Annotated in this window: 13 protein-coding genes and 5 tRNA genes; 8 read left to right on the top strand and 10 right to left on the bottom strand. The window is 73.5% G+C overall.

Annotated elements, in window-relative coordinates:
• Positions 1 to 6 precede the first annotated feature (6 nt).
• A complete protein-coding gene (locus ACFO3J_RS11695) occupies positions 7 to 1,308 on the bottom strand; it encodes an ABC transporter substrate-binding protein (RefSeq protein WP_386428856.1) in 1,302 nt (433 codons plus the stop codon).
• 181 nt (positions 1,309 to 1,489) lie between these two features.
• On the opposite strand from ACFO3J_RS11695, the gene ACFO3J_RS11690 reads away from it, so the two are divergent.
• Positions 1,490 to 2,506, top strand: a complete 1,017-nt coding sequence (locus tag ACFO3J_RS11690; protein ID WP_386428854.1) for a LacI family DNA-binding transcriptional regulator — start codon at positions 1,490 to 1,492, stop codon at positions 2,504 to 2,506.
• Positions 2,507 to 2,554: 48 nt separating this feature from the next.
• Here the strand turns inward: ACFO3J_RS11690 and ACFO3J_RS11685 are convergent, their stop codons facing one another.
• The 3 genes from ACFO3J_RS11685 to ACFO3J_RS11675 all read right to left on the bottom strand — a co-directional run bounded on the left by ACFO3J_RS11685 (position 2,555) and on the right by ACFO3J_RS11675 (position 6,701).
• Positions 2,555 to 3,673, bottom strand: a complete 1,119-nt coding sequence (locus tag ACFO3J_RS11685; protein ID WP_386428852.1) for an acyl-CoA dehydrogenase family protein — start codon at positions 3,671 to 3,673, stop codon at positions 2,555 to 2,557.
• Complete coding sequence (locus ACFO3J_RS11680; protein WP_386428850.1) at positions 3,670 to 4,905, bottom strand: acyl-CoA dehydrogenase family protein; 1,236 nt, start codon at positions 4,903 to 4,905, stop codon at positions 3,670 to 3,672. The genes ACFO3J_RS11685 and ACFO3J_RS11680 overlap by 4 nt, the downstream gene beginning before the upstream one ends.
• A gap of 518 nt (positions 4,906 to 5,423) precedes the next feature.
• Positions 5,424 to 6,701: a serine/threonine-protein kinase gene (locus tag ACFO3J_RS11675; RefSeq protein ID WP_386428848.1), complete on the bottom strand. Its 1,278-nt coding sequence runs from the start codon at positions 6,699 to 6,701 to the stop codon at positions 5,424 to 5,426.
• A 222-nt stretch (positions 6,702 to 6,923) separates the two neighbouring features.
• On the opposite strand from ACFO3J_RS11675, the gene ACFO3J_RS11670 reads away from it, so the two are divergent.
• The 3 genes from ACFO3J_RS11670 to ACFO3J_RS11660 all read left to right on the top strand — a co-directional run bounded on the left by ACFO3J_RS11670 (position 6,924) and on the right by ACFO3J_RS11660 (position 9,267).
• Positions 6,924 to 7,157, top strand: coding sequence for a hypothetical protein (locus ACFO3J_RS11670; protein WP_386428846.1), 234 nt, complete (start codon positions 6,924 to 6,926; stop codon positions 7,155 to 7,157).
• Positions 7,158 to 8,034: 877 nt separating this feature from the next.
• A complete protein-coding gene (locus ACFO3J_RS11665; RefSeq protein ID WP_386429200.1) occupies positions 8,035 to 8,931 on the top strand; it encodes a phosphotransferase family protein in 897 nt (298 codons plus the stop codon).
• A gap of 33 nt (positions 8,932 to 8,964) precedes the next feature.
• Positions 8,965 to 9,267: a TFIIB-type zinc ribbon-containing protein gene (locus ACFO3J_RS11660; protein WP_386428844.1), complete on the top strand. Its 303-nt coding sequence runs from the start codon at positions 8,965 to 8,967 to the stop codon at positions 9,265 to 9,267.
• Positions 9,268 to 9,398: 131 nt separating this feature from the next.
• Here the strand turns inward: ACFO3J_RS11660 and ACFO3J_RS11655 are convergent.
• The 5 genes from ACFO3J_RS11655 to ACFO3J_RS11635 all read right to left on the bottom strand — a co-directional run bounded on the left by ACFO3J_RS11655 (position 9,399) and on the right by ACFO3J_RS11635 (position 9,849).
• Positions 9,399 to 9,470, bottom strand: a tRNA-Val gene (locus ACFO3J_RS11655).
• A 20-nt stretch (positions 9,471 to 9,490) separates the two neighbouring features.
• A tRNA-Val gene (locus ACFO3J_RS11650) sits at positions 9,491 to 9,562 on the bottom strand.
• A gap of 32 nt (positions 9,563 to 9,594) precedes the next feature.
• Positions 9,595 to 9,666: transfer RNA gene (locus tag ACFO3J_RS11645), tRNA-Val, on the bottom strand.
• A 1-nt stretch (position 9,667) separates the two neighbouring features.
• Positions 9,668 to 9,741, bottom strand: a tRNA-Cys gene (locus tag ACFO3J_RS11640).
• Positions 9,742 to 9,776: 35 nt separating this feature from the next.
• Positions 9,777 to 9,849 (bottom strand) — tRNA-Gly (locus tag ACFO3J_RS11635).
• A gap of 340 nt (positions 9,850 to 10,189) precedes the next feature.
• Between ACFO3J_RS11635 and ACFO3J_RS11630 the strand changes: the two genes are divergently transcribed.
• The 3 genes from ACFO3J_RS11630 (at position 10,190) to ACFO3J_RS11620 (ending at position 13,036) form a co-directional block, all read left to right on the top strand.
• Positions 10,190 to 11,332, top strand: coding sequence for a chorismate-binding protein (locus ACFO3J_RS11630; RefSeq protein ID WP_386428842.1), 1,143 nt, complete (start codon positions 10,190 to 10,192; stop codon positions 11,330 to 11,332).
• Positions 11,329 to 12,150 carry an aminotransferase class IV gene (locus ACFO3J_RS11625; protein WP_386428840.1) on the top strand — a complete coding sequence of 274 codons (822 nt, stop codon included), beginning with the start codon at positions 11,329 to 11,331 and terminating at the stop codon, positions 12,148 to 12,150. Before ACFO3J_RS11630 ends, ACFO3J_RS11625 begins: the two co-directional genes overlap by 4 nt.
• Before the next feature lie 64 nt (positions 12,151 to 12,214).
• Complete coding sequence (locus ACFO3J_RS11620) at positions 12,215 to 13,036, top strand: GNAT family N-acetyltransferase (protein ID WP_386428838.1); 822 nt, start codon at positions 12,215 to 12,217, stop codon at positions 13,034 to 13,036.
• Positions 13,037 to 13,103: 67 nt separating this feature from the next.
• On the opposite strand, the gene ACFO3J_RS11615 is transcribed toward ACFO3J_RS11620, so the two are convergent.
• Positions 13,104 to 13,613, bottom strand: a complete 510-nt coding sequence (locus ACFO3J_RS11615; RefSeq protein WP_386428836.1) for a DsbA family protein — start codon at positions 13,611 to 13,613, stop codon at positions 13,104 to 13,106.
• A gap of 230 nt (positions 13,614 to 13,843) precedes the next feature.
• Between ACFO3J_RS11615 and ACFO3J_RS11610 the strand changes: the two genes are divergently transcribed.
• Positions 13,844 to 14,305, top strand: a complete 462-nt coding sequence (locus ACFO3J_RS11610; protein ID WP_386428834.1) for a hypothetical protein — start codon at positions 13,844 to 13,846, stop codon at positions 14,303 to 14,305.
• Positions 14,306 to 14,543 lie beyond the last annotated feature (238 nt).

Raw genomic sequence — 14,543 nt, 5'->3', positions numbered from 1 at the left:
CCCGGCTCATGAGGACGGCAGGGCCTGCATGGCCTTGATGAAGCCGTCGGCGTCGAGCTTCCCGTCGAAGAACTCCTGTACGGCCTGGTGGATGGGGGTGGTGGCGGCCGGCGGGTAGGCCTGGTCCCACGACAGCTGGAACGACGGCGCCTGCTTGACCAGGTCGAACTGGTACTTCGAGTACTCCGGGCTGGCCGCGGTGCCGAGGAAGTTCTCGGTGTTGGTGGTGGTCGGCAGATTGCCGATCGCCAACTGCGCCTTCACGAACTCGTCGGAGGACTGGAGCTTGAGGAACTGGGCTATCGCGTCGGGGTACTTGGCCTTCTTCAGCACCGAGTAGAAGTTGTTGGTGTTGCCGACGATGTCGTTCGGGTCGCCCTTGCCGCCCGTGACGGTCGGGAAGGAGCCGTAGCCCAGGTCGGACTTGACGAAGTCGGGGCTGGCGTCCTGCTGGGTGGAGTACTCCCACGAACCCATCAGTTCGAAGCCGGCCTTGCCGGCCGCCAGCAGCGCGGGCGAGCCGCCGTCGGTGAACTTCACCGAGTCGTAGGCGCTGCCGAACGCGCCCGCGTCGACGAGCTGCTTGAGCATCGTCAGCGCCTTGCGGCTGTCCGGGCTGTCCCAGGCGCTCTTGTCACCGGAGAGCGCCTTGTCGAACAGGCCGGGGCCGGCCACCCGGTCGAAGACGTACTCGTACCACATCAGCGTCGGCCACTGGTCGCCGCCGCCGAGCGCGATCGGGGTGACGCCCTTGGCCTTGAGCGCCTTGACCGCCGCCAGCAGGTCGTCCCAGGTCTTGGGCGCGGACACGCCGGCGTCGGCGAGCACCTTCTTGTTGCTGAACAGCAGGACCGGCTGGGTGCCGCGCATCGGGACGCCGTAGGACTTCCCGTCGATCACCGCGGTGTTGAACACCGAGGGCAGGAAGTCGGACTTCAGCGCCGGGTCCTTGGCGATGAATCCGTCCAGCGGCATCAGCAGGCCGGCCTTCACGAAGGGCTGGATGCTGCCGCCGCCCCAGTTGAAGAAGACGTCGGGGGCCTGCTTGGTGTTGATGATCGTCTGGAGCTTCTGCTGGTAGTCGGCGCCCGGGATGGTGTCCAGGACCGCCTTCACCTTCGAGGTCTTGTTGAAGGTGGCGACGATCTGCTTCTCCACCTTGTTGGTCGCGTCCCCGTAGACCAGGACGTGGAAGCTGCCGGAGCCGCTGCCGCCGGAGCTGCCGCCACCGCAGGCGGCCAGTGCGGCCCCCAGCGCGAGCGTCACGCCACCGGCCACGACTCTGGAGGGCCATGCGCGCTTCTTCATCCGTCCGCCTTTCGAAATATTTCGACACCATTGCCGAAATGTTCTGCGCGCTGTGACGCTAGAGTTCGACTCCGGAGGGGTCAACCCTCGGGTCCGGAGTTATCAAAGCGTTACGGCGGACGATCCCCTCCGGCCAAGCGCGCCCAAGTGCTCCCACCTCGCCTGCCGTACGCTGTGCCCCATGGAAGAAGACGAAGCGGCGAGCCGGGTGACCCTGGCCCAGGTCGCCGAAAACGCGGGCGTTTCGGTCTCGACAGTTTCGAAGGTCCTCAATGGACGCCAGGACGTCTCACGGCCGACCCGGCAGAAGGTCGAGCAGCTGCTGGAAGCCCACGGCTACCGGCGGACGGCGCGCACCGCGCCCGAGGCCCCGCTGATCGAGATCGTCTTCCACGAACTCGACGCGATCTGGGCCATGGAGCTGATCCTCGGCGTCGAGAAGGTCGCCAAGGACAGCGGCGCCAGCGTGGTGCTCACCCAGAGCGGTACCCGCCACTCACCTGGGCCCGAATGGATCGAAGGGGTGCTGCGGCGCCGCCCGCTCGGCGTGATCCTGGTGTTCTCTTCCCTGCCGCGCGAGTACAAGCAGCAGCTGGAATCGCGCTCCATCCCGTTCGTGATCATCGACCCGGCCGGCGACCCCGAGACCGACGTTCCCTCGGTCGGCTCCGCCAACTGGTCCGGCGGACTGGCCGCCACCCGGCACCTGATCGAACTCGGGCACCGGCGGATCGGCATCATCACCGGGCCGGAGGACATGATGTGCTCGCTGGCCCGGCTCGACGGCTTCCGGTCCGCGATGACGAGCGCCGGGCTGGAGATCAACCCCGGGCTCATCGCCCACGGGGACTTCCATGTCGAGGGCGGCTACGAGCGCGCGCTGGAGATGCTGCGCCGTGCCGACCGGCCCACCGCGATCTTCGCCGGCAGCGACCTGCAGGCCATCGGCGTGCTGGAGGCGGCGGGCGCGAGCGGCCTGCGCACCCCCGAAGACCTCTCGGTGGTCGGCTACGACGACGTGGCCGTGGCGAAATGGTCCCGGCCGGCCCTGACCACCGTGCACCAGCCGCTGCGCCGGATGGCCGAGGCGGCGGCCGAGATGCTGCTGCGGCTGCACGCGGGGGAGCGGACGAACACCCGGATGGAGCTGGCCACCAGCCTGGTGGTCAGGAAGAGCACGGCGCCGCCGGCCGGCTGAGGAGGGGCCGCCGCGGCCGGGCGGCCCCCGAGGCCCGCCGCCCTGGCCTCACCCCCGGGCGGCGGGCGGCAGGTCCACCAGCGCGCCCAGCGCCGCCCGGTGGCGGCCCGCCGTGCCCAGCGCGATCGCGTCGGCCTTCGCCCGCTTCAGATACAGGTGCAGCGGATGCTCCCAGGTCATGCCGATACCGCCGTGCAACTGGACCGCCTCCTCCGCCGCGTGCACCGCGACCCCGCTGACGTACGCCTGCGCCACCCGGACGGTGATCGCCGCGTCCGGTGCCCCGCCGGCCACCGCGTCCGCCGCCGCGCGCGCCGCCGCCCTGGCGTTGACCACCTCCAGCCACAGGTCCGCCAGCCGGTGCTTCAGTGCCTGGAAGGAGCCCACGACCCGCCCGAACTGACGCCGTTCCCCGAGATAGCGGACCGTCTCGTCCAGGCACCACTGGGCCACCCCCAACTGCTCGGAGGCCAGCAGGGCGGCGCCGGTCAGCAGCGCCGACTCCAGCGCGGCCGCCGGGTCCGCCCCGGCGAGCCGGCGGCCGGACGCCGCCTCGAACCGCAGATCCACCGGCGGCCGGGTCAGGTCCAGCACGCTGAACCGCCCCACCTCCGCCTCGGCCGCGGCCATTTCGTACAGACCCGGCCCCTGGGGGCCGACCGCCGGTACGACCAGCACGTCCGCCGTCAGAGCGTCGGCGACGCTGGTGACCGTACCCGTCAACCGCCCCTCGCCGTCGGCCCGTACGCCGGTCGGGAAGGGATCCCCCGGCGCGGTGGACAGCGGCACCGCGAGCGCCGCCGTCGCCGTCCCCGCGGCGAGCCGCCCGAGCAGCGCCGCGACCCCCGCGTCCCCGAGATCGCAGCCGAGCAGCGCCGAGGTCGCCAGCACCGAACTGCCCAGGAAGGCCGCCGGGGCCACCGCCGCGCCCAACTCCTCCATGACGACGGCCGCTTCCCGCGCGGACGCCCCCTGCCCGCCCAGCTTCTCCGGTACGAGCAGCCCGGCCAGCCCCAGCTCGACGGCGAGCACCCGCCACAGCGCCGGGTCGTACGGCTCCCCGCCCTCGATCCGGCCGAGCACCGCGGCCGGCGGGCAGCGGTCGGCCAGCACGGCGCGGACGGCCGACCGCAGGTCGTCCTCCACATCGGTGTAGAGCAGATTCATCGGGGGAGTTCCTTCCAGGCGGCGTCCTTGTCGGTACGGGGCTCGGCGGGCAGGGCCAGCACCCGCTCGGCGATGATGTTGCGCAGGATCTCCGAGGTGCCGCCCTCGATGGAGTTCCCCTTGGCGCGCAGATAGCGATAGCCGGCGTCCCGGCCGTAGAAGTCCACGCTGCGCGGGCGGACCATCGTCCAGTCGCCGTACCGCAGCCCCTCCTCGCCGAGCAGCTCCACTTCAAGGCCGCTGATCCGCTGGTTGAGCCCGGCGAACGCCAGCTTCAGCCCCGAGCCCTCGGGTCCGGGCGCCCCGACGGCGAGCTGCTGACGGACCCGTTCCGCGCTCAGCCGGGCGACTTCCGACTCGACCCACAAGGTGAGCAGCCGGTCGTGCAGCTCCGGGGTCCGCAGCTCGGGCCGCGCCCGCCACACCTCGGCGGCCGGTCCGATCATGCCGCCCTCGCGGGGCAGCGCCGTGCCGCCGATCGCCACCCGCTCGTTCATCAGCGTGGCCTGCGCCACCCGCCAGCCCTCGCCGACCGCGCCCAGCCGGTGCGCGTCGGGAATCCGCACCCCGGTCAGGAAGACCTCGTTGAACTCCGCCTCGCCGGTGATCTGCCGCAGCGGCCTGACCTCGACACCCGGGTCGGTCATGTCGCAGACGAAGTAGGTGATGCCCTGGTGCTTGGGCAGGTCCGGGTCGGTGCGGGCGATCAGGATGGCCCAGCGGGCGTTGTGGGCGCCGGACGTCCAGACCTTCTGGCCGTCCACGATCCAGTCCCCGGCGCCGTCCGTGCCGTCCGTGCCGTCCGCGCCTTCGCGTATCGCCCGGGTCCGCAGCCCCGCCAGGTCCGAGCCGGCGCCGGGTTCGCTGAAGAGCTGGCACCACACCTCCTCGCCGGTCCACAGCGGGCGCAGAAACCGCAGCTTCTGCTCCTCGGTGCCGTAGCGCAGGATGGTCGGCGCGGCCATCCCGAGCCCGATCCCGATCCGCCCCGGATCGTTGTCCGGCGCCCCCACCGCCGCCAGCTCCGCGTCCACCACCGCTTGCAGCGCCCGCGGCGCCCCCAACCCGCCGAGCCTCACCGGAAAGTGCACCCACGCCAGCCCGGCGTCGAACCGTGCCCGCAAGAACTCCAGCGGCTCCCCTTCCGCCGGATCCCGAGCGGCCAGCAGCCCCCGGACCTTCCCCCGCACCTCTTCCTCCCCGACCCGCATGCCGTCCTTCTCCCGCGCCATACCCACACCCTCTCCGCACGCGACCGCATACTAAGCAAGCGCTTGGAAACCTAACCGACATCGCCCACCAAAGTAAGGCCTCCGGCGGTGGGGGAGGGCCGACCCGGCGTGGTGGGCCGGCGAGGAGCGCGGCAGCGGGCGACACCGGCCTCACCCGCGCGGCGGGAACGTGCCCGAGGGACTGGTGCGTGGGGGCGCCGGGCGTCCGGCAAACGGCCGCCTGCGCCGCACGCCTGGCCCGTGCGGGTGGGAGCGGTCCGCCTCGCTCGCGGGGAACTCGCCGTCGCGGCGGGGGACCGGGCGTCTGCGGAACGGCCGCTGACGCCGCACGCCCCGGCGTGGAGTGTTCCCGGCAAGGTGGCCGCTCGGCGCTGTGCGAAGCCGTTCCGGCGGTAGCCGTGCCGGTTCGGCGGGGAGCCCGCGGTGGTCGCCCCGGGACGCCGGGCGTTCGCGGGCCCGACCGGCCCGCAGCCGCCGAGCCGTGGGCGGTGCCGGCCAGGCCCGGGCCGACGCGCGCCCTATGCCCGGCGCGGGAGGGGGCCGCTTGTCGTCGGAGGTGCCGAGGGGATCGGGTGGGCGTGGGGGGCCGGGGCGTCGAGGCCTCCGGTGAGGCGGTGGCAGCCCTGGAGGGCGGCGATGCAGATCGCTGCCAGCAGAGTGACGATCACGAAGACCACCAGCCGCTGGCGCATCAGGCGTTGCGAGGCGCCCTGCGCGCGGCGGGCGGCCGGGGTGCGGGACGACGGGTGCTGGGGGTGGGACGTACCCGACCGTACGCCGGAGGCGCCGGGGGCGCCGGACGGCCGGGACGCGGGGGCGGGGGAAGGGGTGCGGCCGGTGGTGCGGCCGGTGCCCGCGCCGGCCCGCGGCGCGGTCTGCTGCTGGGCGTACTCCTCCGCCCGGCGGCCCACCGGGCGCTCCGGGCGAGGGCCGGCCGCCTTGGGGACGCCCTCGCGGCGGGGCGCGCCGATCCCGCGGGCCTCGCGTGTCGCGATCTCGCCGAGCCGCTCCGACAACTGCACCGTGCTCGGCCGGTCCTCCGGGTCCTTCGCCAGGCACGCGTAGACCAGCGGCGCCAACGCGTCGGGCACGGCGCCCAGATCGGGCTCCTCGTGCACCACGCGATACAGCATCACCTCGGAACTGCCCTGCCCGAAGGGCGAGTCCGCGGTCGCCGCGTACGCCAGCGTCGCCCCGAAGGCGAAGACGTCGGTGGCCGGTGTCACCGCCGCCCCCCGTACCTGCTCCGGCGCGAGGAACCCGGGCGAACCGACCGCCGTACCCACATGGGTGAGCGTGCTCGCCCCGGTCGCCCAGGCGATCCCGAAGTCGATGATCCGCGGCCCCTTGGGCGACAGCAGGATGTTCGACGGCTTGAGGTCCCGGTGGACCACGCCGGCCTCGTGCACCGCCACCAGCCCCTCGGCCAGAGCCGCGCCGATCGAGGCGACCTCGGCGGCGGGCAGCACACCGTGCTCGGCGACTTTGTCGTGCAGGGAGGGACCGGGTACGTACTGGGTGGCGAACCACGGCCGCTCGGCCTCCAGATCGGCCGCGACCAGCCGGGCCGTACAGCCGCCGCGGATGCGCCGCGCCGCGGACACCTCACGCGCGAACCGGGACCTGAACTCCTGGTCCTCGGCCAGCTCCGGCCTGATCACCTTCAGCGCCACCCGCTGACCGCGCTTGTCCGCGCCGAGGTAGACCACGCCCATGCCGCCCGCGCCCAGCCGCCGGTGCAGCCGGAACGCGCCGACGACCCGCGGATCCTCGCGCCGGAGCCGCATCATCGCCATGTCTGTCCGTCCCCCTACCTCCGGTGGTGGGGGAAGGGCCCCACTCCGCTGTCCGGCCGGTCGGCCGTCCACAGCTTACGGACTCGCGTCCCCGTCCGCGCCGAAGCCCCGCAGGCGACGAGCCGTGAATTGTCGGTGCCCGGTGGGACCCTGGAGTGTGGGAGCGAGTCCTTCGAGCTCCCCGTTTCGCCAACGGACCGTCTGCCAAGGGGGATTGACGCCGTGAAAGGTGATCGAGTGGAGATAGTGGTCGACGCGGGGGACACCACCCGCACCTACGAAGTGATCGCGACCCGGGCCGGCCGCCGGGTCGAGACCGCCGTGCGCCGCGGCGTGGTGGAGGTCAGCGAGGTGACCCGCAGCGGCACGGTGGTGCGGACCGCCCGCTTCATGGCCACCCGGGTGCTCGCCCTGGTCGAGCAGCCGATCCCCCGGGACGACGCCCAGGCCGGGTGACGCGGCCGGACCGGCCGCCCCGGCCGCTCCGGCCGGCAAGACCGCCCCGGCCACCGAACCGCCCGACCCTCCCCTCGAATGCGCTACCGAAGGCCGCCCGCCGTCCCTCAGGGATCACCCTGGGGTCCGGGGGCGGTTCCTCCACCCGGAGGAGTAGCCGGGAGCCCCGCCGTCATCCTCCGGGAGGCCCGAGAAGGGGTACGAGGGCATGACGACCGGGGTGGCCGGCCGCCCCTAATGTTGCGGTCAAGCGGCGGGCGAAAGCACTCGTCCCCCGAGGTCAAGCGCCCGCCGCCCCCTCCTTCCACCGAGACAGAAACACCATGAGATCCGACCACGGCGCCCCGGGGGGGCGGGAGTGGTGGTCGCCCCAAGCGTCGTCCGCGGCCGGCCTGACGGAGTACCGAGAGGTACTCCAAGGCCCGGAAGAGCGGTCCGGGCCGGGACACACCGGTACCAACCCCGTGGGGACGGGGGCATCGCGGACGACTGCGGTTGCCCGGGTATCAGTCGATACCCGGGCATTACGCTGTCCGGATCCCGTGGAACACGCGGGGCACCGCGGACGACCGACAGCGGGGGAGAGCGGCACGTGATTCCGGCTGACGCGACACCGGCGGTACGTCCCCCCGTGCCGTCACCGGCCTCCGCCCCGCTGGTGGCCGCGCTCACCGCCTACGCGGCCGAGGCAGCCGCCCGGACCGACCCCGCCGCTCCCGCCGACCGGCCGGCCGAACCTCCACCGCCCACCGGGCCGACCGCTCCCGCCACGCCCGAACCCGAGCCCGTGTTTTCCGCCGCCGCCGATCCGGGCGCTGCCGCCCGCCGCCCCGGCGCCGTCGAACGCGCCGCGCCGACCCCGGAGCCGTCCCCCGCCATCCCCGCCGTCCCTGCCGTCCCATCCCCGCCGACCACCCCCGACCCCCGGGCCGTCGTCCTGGCCGACCGTCTCGACGTCACCGTCGTCCGGGTCGGCGGCGCCGTCGCCAAGGCGCACGCCGCCGACACCGACCCGGGCGCCCTCGCGCTGCGGCTCGCCGTCGCCGCCCACCCGCTGACGCGCGGGATTCTGCTGCCGCCGTACGAACCCGCCGGCGGAGCGCGCTTCGCGCGGGGCCGGGCGGTGAGCGTATGGCCGTACGGCCGGCCGGTGGACACCGGTGACCCGAGGGCCGCGCCCTGGGAAGAGGCGGCGGTGCTGCTGGCGCGGCTGCACGCCGTACCGCCCGGCGAGTTGTCGGGGCCGGTGCCGCCGATGCGCGGGCCGGCCAAGGCGGCCCGGGCGATGGCCCGGCTGCGCGGCGCTCCCGACAGCGCCGCGGCCCGGACCGTACGGCTGGCGTGGCGCCGGCTGCCAGCCTGGGCCAGGGACGAGGCGCCGTACGAGGGCCGTGTCGCGCTGTGCCACGGGGACTGGCACCTCGGCCAGCTGGTCCGGCACCCCGCGCCGGACGGCGACTGGCTGCTGATCGACGTCGACGACCTCGGGACCGGCGAGCCGGCCTGGGATCTGGCGCGGCCCGCGATGTGGTTCGCCGCCGGGCTGCTGGCGCCCGAGGCGTGGGCCCGCTTCCTCGGCGCCTATCAGGACGCGGGCGGCACCGCGGTGCCGGGCAGCGGCGATCCCTGGGCCCATCTCGACGTGCCGGCGCGGACGTTGGCGGTGCAGAGCGCCGCGACCGCCGTCGCCAAGGCGGCCCGCGAGGAACGCGTATTGGACGACGCCGAGTCCGAACTCCTCGCCACCTGCGCCCGTATCGCCCAACTAAAATGAACGCACCTGTTATTGCGAGGAGTTGAACAGCCCATGGTCTGCCCCAAGTGTCACGGTGTGATGCAGACGTACAACCGCAACGGCGTCCAGATCGAGCAGTGCGGCAATTGCCGCGGCATCTTCCTCGACTTCGGGGAACTGGAGGCGCTGACCCAGCTCGAAGGCCGGTGGACCCAGCCGGCTCCGCCCCCGCCGGCGTACCCGGCCCCGCCCGTCTACCAGCAGCCCGCCGCCCCGGTCTGGGCGGCGCCCTATGAGGGCGGTCACCACGGCCACGGGCAGCACGGCGGCCACCACGGCCACGGCGGCTTCGCCCACATGCTCTTCTCGTCCTGACCGGCGGCGGCCCGCGCCGCAGTCGCGTCCGTCCACGCCGGGGTCCGTCCACGCCGGGGCGGGCGCGGCACCCGGAAACGCCCGAGGGCCGGAAGCCTGATCGCTTCCGGCCCTCGGCCTGCTACCGCGTGTGGACGATACTGGGATTGAACCAGTGACCTCTTCCGTGTCAGGGAAGCGCTCTCCCGCTGAGCTAATCGTCCTCGGTGGTGCGGGTGTCGCGTGCGCGATACTGGGATTGAACCAGTGACCTCTTCCGTGTCAGGGAAGCGCTCTCCCGCTGAGCTAATCGCGCGAGGTACAGCAAAGGACCCGGTCGGGATCCAGTGGACGATACTGGGATTGAACCAGTGACCTCTTCCGTGTCAGGGAAGCGCTCTCCCGCTGAGCTAATCGTCCTTGGAGGTGGAGACGGGATTTGAACCCGTGTAGACGGCTTTGCAGGCCGTTGCCTCGCCTCTCGGCCACTCCACCAACACAGCGGGAGCTCGGGAAGATCCCCCACATCGAGCGGACGACGAGATTCGAACTCGCGACCCTCACCTTGGCAAGGTGATGCTCTACCAACTGAGCCACGTCCGCAGGTACTGCCGCTGCCCGGAAGAGGACCCGGGCTTCGACTCCGTCAGGATGTTCGCACGCCCCGACGACGAGTGGAACTCTAGCGGATTCCCGGGCCAGCTCAAAAACCGGTTTCCGCAGCGTGCCGGGGCAATGACGAGCAGTTGACGTCCGGGCGGCCCGGCGGGCGCCCGCCTAGACTCGGGACCTGCCCCGTCCAGCACCCGTCCAGCACCCGTCCAGCACCCGCCCAGCACCCTTCCGACCCCCCGCCGGCAGCCCTGCCGTCGCCGGCCGGCGGACGCGTCGGGCGACAGCTCGCCGACCGCTCAGCAGCCCTCCAGCCCACTGGGAACACACCGTGCACGACCTCGCCCCCATAGCGCGCTTCAGCCGCCGCCTCGCCTCCGACCTGCGGGATGTCACCACCGACCTCGGCGCGCTCGACTCCGCGGGCTTCTGGGCGGTCGCGGTGGACTTCGAGGGCCGTACGGTCTGCGCCCGCTTCGGTGACGTCCGCCGGCTCCCCGCCCCGGCCGCCGCCCCCGGCCGGTGGCGCGGCCCCGCCCCGCGGGCGTGGACCTCCTCGATGGACCGGGACACGTACCAGAAGGGCGTGCGCGCGGTTCGGGACCGTATCGCGACCGGTGAGGTCTACCAGGTCAACCTGTGCCGGGTGCTCAGCGCGCCGCTGGGCCCCGAGGACGGCGCCCCGCACGACATCGCCGCCCTGGGCGCGGCCCTGGAGCGGGGGAACCCGGCCCCGTACGGAGGAACGATCCGGCTGCCCGCGCACGGCGTGGAGATCGCCACCGCCTCACCCGAACTCTTCCTGCGCCGGGCCGGCGCCACCGTCGAGTCCGGCCCGATCAAGGGCACCGCCCGCACCACCGCCGACTTCCTGCCCAAGGACCGCGCGGAGAACGTGATGATCGTCGACCTGGTGCGCAACGACCTCGGCCGGGTGTGCGCCCCCGGCACCGTCACCGTGCCGGCGCTGTGCGCGGTCGAGCCCCACCCGGGCCTGGTCCACCTGGTCTCCACCGTGCGCGGCGAGCTGCGGCCGGACGCCGGCTGGCCGGAGCTCTTCGCGGCCGCCTTCGCGCCCGGCTCGGTGACCGGCGCGCCCAAATCCAGCGCCCTGCGGATCATCGGCGAGCTGGAGACCGCGCCGCGCGGACCGTACTGCGGCGCGATCGGCTGGGTGGACGCCGACCGGCGGACGGCCGAACTCGCCGTCGGCATCCGCACGTTCTGGATCGACCGGACCGACCCGGGCGGCCCGGTGCTGCGCTTCGGCACCGGGGCCGGCATCACCTGGGGATCCGACCCGGCCGGGGAGTGGGCGGAGACAGAACTCAAGGCCGGGCGGCTGCTGGCGGTAGCGTCGGGGGAGCACGCGGGAGAGCGCTCGCCGGACGGAGCGGGCCCTGACGCGGGCGGAGACGGACCCGGCGGCCGGACGGCGGCCGGGCATCGGGCGATCGGAAGGATGCTGTCGTGAGGATCTGGGTGGACGGCGGGCTGCGGGACGCCGCGGACGCCACCGTTTCGGTGCTGGACCACGGTCTGACCGTCGGGGACGGCGTCTTCGAGACCCTCAAGGCGGTGCGGGGCCGTGCCTTCGCCACCACCCGGCATCTGAAGCGCATGGCCCGGTCCGCCAGCGGCCTCGGCCTGCCCGAGCCGGACCTCGACGAGGTGGCGCGCGCCTGCGAGGCGGTGCTGGCCGCCAACCCCATGCCCCTGGGGCGGCTGCGGGTCACCTTCACCGGTGGCCTGTCCCCGCTCGGCTCCGACCGGGGCGACGCCGGACCGACCCTCGTGGTCGCCATCGGCGAGGCCTCGGCCCGCCCCGACACCACCGCGGTCGTCACGGTGCCCTGGGCCCGAAACGAGAAGGGCGCGCTGAGCGGACTGAAGACCACCTCCTACGGCGAGAACGTCGTCGCGCTGGCCCGCGCCCACCAGCACGGCGCCTCGGAGGCACTCTTCGCCAACACGCGCGGGCGGCTGTGCGAAGGCACCGGCTCCAATGTGTTCGTCGTCCTCGGCGGCCGGCTGCTCACCCCGCCGCTCGCCTCCGGCTGCCTGGCCGGCATCACCCGCGAGCTGGTCGTCGAGTGGACCGGCGCGCAGGAGGCCGATCTGCCGCTGGAGGCGCTGGCCGAGGCCGAGGAGGTCTTCCTGACCTCGTCGCTGCGCGATGTGCAGGCCGTGCGCCGGGTGGACGACCGCGAAGTGCCGGACGCCCCCGGCCCGGTGACCGCCAAGGCCATGCGGGTCTTCGCCGAACGGGCCGCCGCCGACCTCAACCCGTGACCGCCGGCCCGTCCCGACCCGCTCGGCTGGACCAGGACGACCGCCACCCCCCTGGAGAGTGACCGTGACGACGACCCTGAGGCCTTCGGGCCCCGAACGCCGCGAGGCCGACGGCAGTTGGGCGCGTTCCTACGCCGTGTGCGTCAACAGCCGTACGGTCGGCGGCATCGAGCTGGGCAGTGACCCCCGGTACGGCCTGGCGGTCGGCCGGATAACCGCGCTCGCCATCGACGAGGGCGACCGGCGGCGCGGCCGGGGCACCGTCGCGGCGCTCGCCGCCGAGGAGGTGCTGCGCTACCGGGGGTGCACCCGGGTGGAGATCGCGGTGCCGCCCGCCGCCGAGCACGCGCCGCTGATCGCCGCCGCGCTGGGGTACACCGAGATCAGCCGGAACATGGCCAAGGACCTCGGCGCGACCCGCCACCCGCTGCCGGCCGGTGGTACGACCCGGCCGCTGTCCGCCGCCGAGTACGAGACCTGGATCGAGCGTCAACACGACCATTTCGCGGGGGAGTTGATCGACCGCGGGGTGCCCCGCGACCAGGCGGCGGCCCGGGCGGCGGCCGGCTTCGCCGCGGCGCTGCCCGACGGCCAGGACAGCGAGGGCACCGCCCTGCTCTTCCTCGACCAGGCCGGCGACACCGTGGGACACCTGCTGCTGCGTGTCACCGAGCCTGCGTTCGTGTTCTCCGTCGCGGTGGAGGCGGCCCACCGGGGCCGGGGCCACGGTCGCACACTGATGCTCGTCGCCGAGAACGCGGCCCGGGAGGCCGGCGCGGCCACCATCCAGCTGCATGTCTTCGCGAGCAACACCCCGGCGCTGGGGCTCTATACGTCCCTGGGCTATCGCACGACGCTCTCGTATTTCGCCAAGTCGCTGAGCTGAGCTGAGCTGAGCTGAGTTGCGCTGAGCCGGGCCGCCGCTGTGTGCCGCGTCCGCCGGGTCCGCCGCCTCAACCCCGCGCGGCCAGCAGCCGGTCGGCGATCTCGCTGATCCGTTCGAGCAGCCCCCGCTGGTCCTTGGAACCGTCCAGCAGCTCCCCGCCGATGACATACGTCGGGGTGCCGGTGACGCCGATCGCCCGGCCCTCGGCCTCGTCGGAGTCCACCATCAGCATATGGCGGCCGTCGATCAGCGCGGTGTCCATCTCCTCGGCGTCCAGGCCGAGTTCGCCCGCCACCTCGACCAGCAGCCGTTCGCCGCGCCGGTCCAGTTCCTCGACCCTGGCCAGTACCGCCGCCGCGTAGGGCAGGCCCCGCCCCTGCGCGTAGGCCTCCTCGTACGCCTGCGCCGCCGTGAGCGCGTACCGGTGCTTCTCCAGCGGGAAATGGCGCAGTTGTACATCGAGGGCGTCGCCGTAGCGGGCGCGCAGCGCGTCCACGTCGGCCAGCGCGGTCCCGCAGTCCGGGCACTGCAACTCGCACCAGAATTCGAGGACGACGGGGGGAGCGGGGACGGTCATGCGGTCAGTCTCCCACTCCCGGAGGAGGGGACCGGTCCTCCCGCGGTCTCCCGGGGCCTTCCGGAACGCCCTCGGGACCTTCCCTGGGAGGAGGCCGTCCCCCAGATCACCCTGAACCCGGCCGTCGGCCATGGCTCCCGGGACCGCGGCGAGGCAGGATGGGGCGAGGAGTTTCCGCGGGGCCCTTGGCCGGACCTCACGGGCCGGACGGAGTGCCCAGGAGCCGCACGATGCTGACCACGACCCTTTGCGCCGCGCTGTCCGCGGCGGGCCTGGCGCTGGCGGTGCTCACCGGCTACCGCCGCCGCTATCTGCGGGCCACCCGGATCGCCGCGCTCGCCCTGCTGCCGGTGGGCCTGGCCATGGCCGGGCTGGTCACCCTCGGCCGGAGGATCGCCACCGCGGTCGGCGACTGGGCGGTGGACCTGGTCTTCAAGCCGACCGTGTGGGCCGGTTTCGTGGTGATCGGCTGCTCGGTGGCGCTCTACGGCGTCACCCGGCTGTTCTCCCGCCGCAAGCGCGGCGGTGAGGCGGCCGAGGGCGTCGGCCGGGCGTCGGCCGTCTCCCCCGGGGCGGCGGCACCGGCGCTGCCGGCCGCGCGCGGGGCCTCCGGCAAGCGGCGGGGGAGTTCGGACAGCGGTCTGTCGGACTTCGCCGACGTCGAGGAGATCCTCCGGCGGCGCGGGATCTGAGCGTGCGCCCGCGCACTTCGCCGTTGCCCGGAACCGCCGGTTCCGGTGTCCCGCGCCGACGATAATCGACGCACACTATCTGAGACGAGCCGTCTCGACTGTCGGATTCCGGCATCCGAGACGCAGGTAAACAGGCTTGTAAACTCTGCGTGTTGGAGCCCCTACGGCCCTGCCCTGCCGCGATCATCGGGCTGTGCTGACCTACCCCGGGGATCATCTGGCCCCGCCGCGGCCGGAC

This window comes from Streptomyces polygonati, from assembly GCF_042650325.1.
GTDB classification, from domain to species: domain Bacteria; phylum Actinomycetota; class Actinomycetes; order Streptomycetales; family Streptomycetaceae; genus Actinacidiphila; species Actinacidiphila polygonati.
This window is presented reverse-complemented; position numbering and strand designations above follow the sequence as displayed.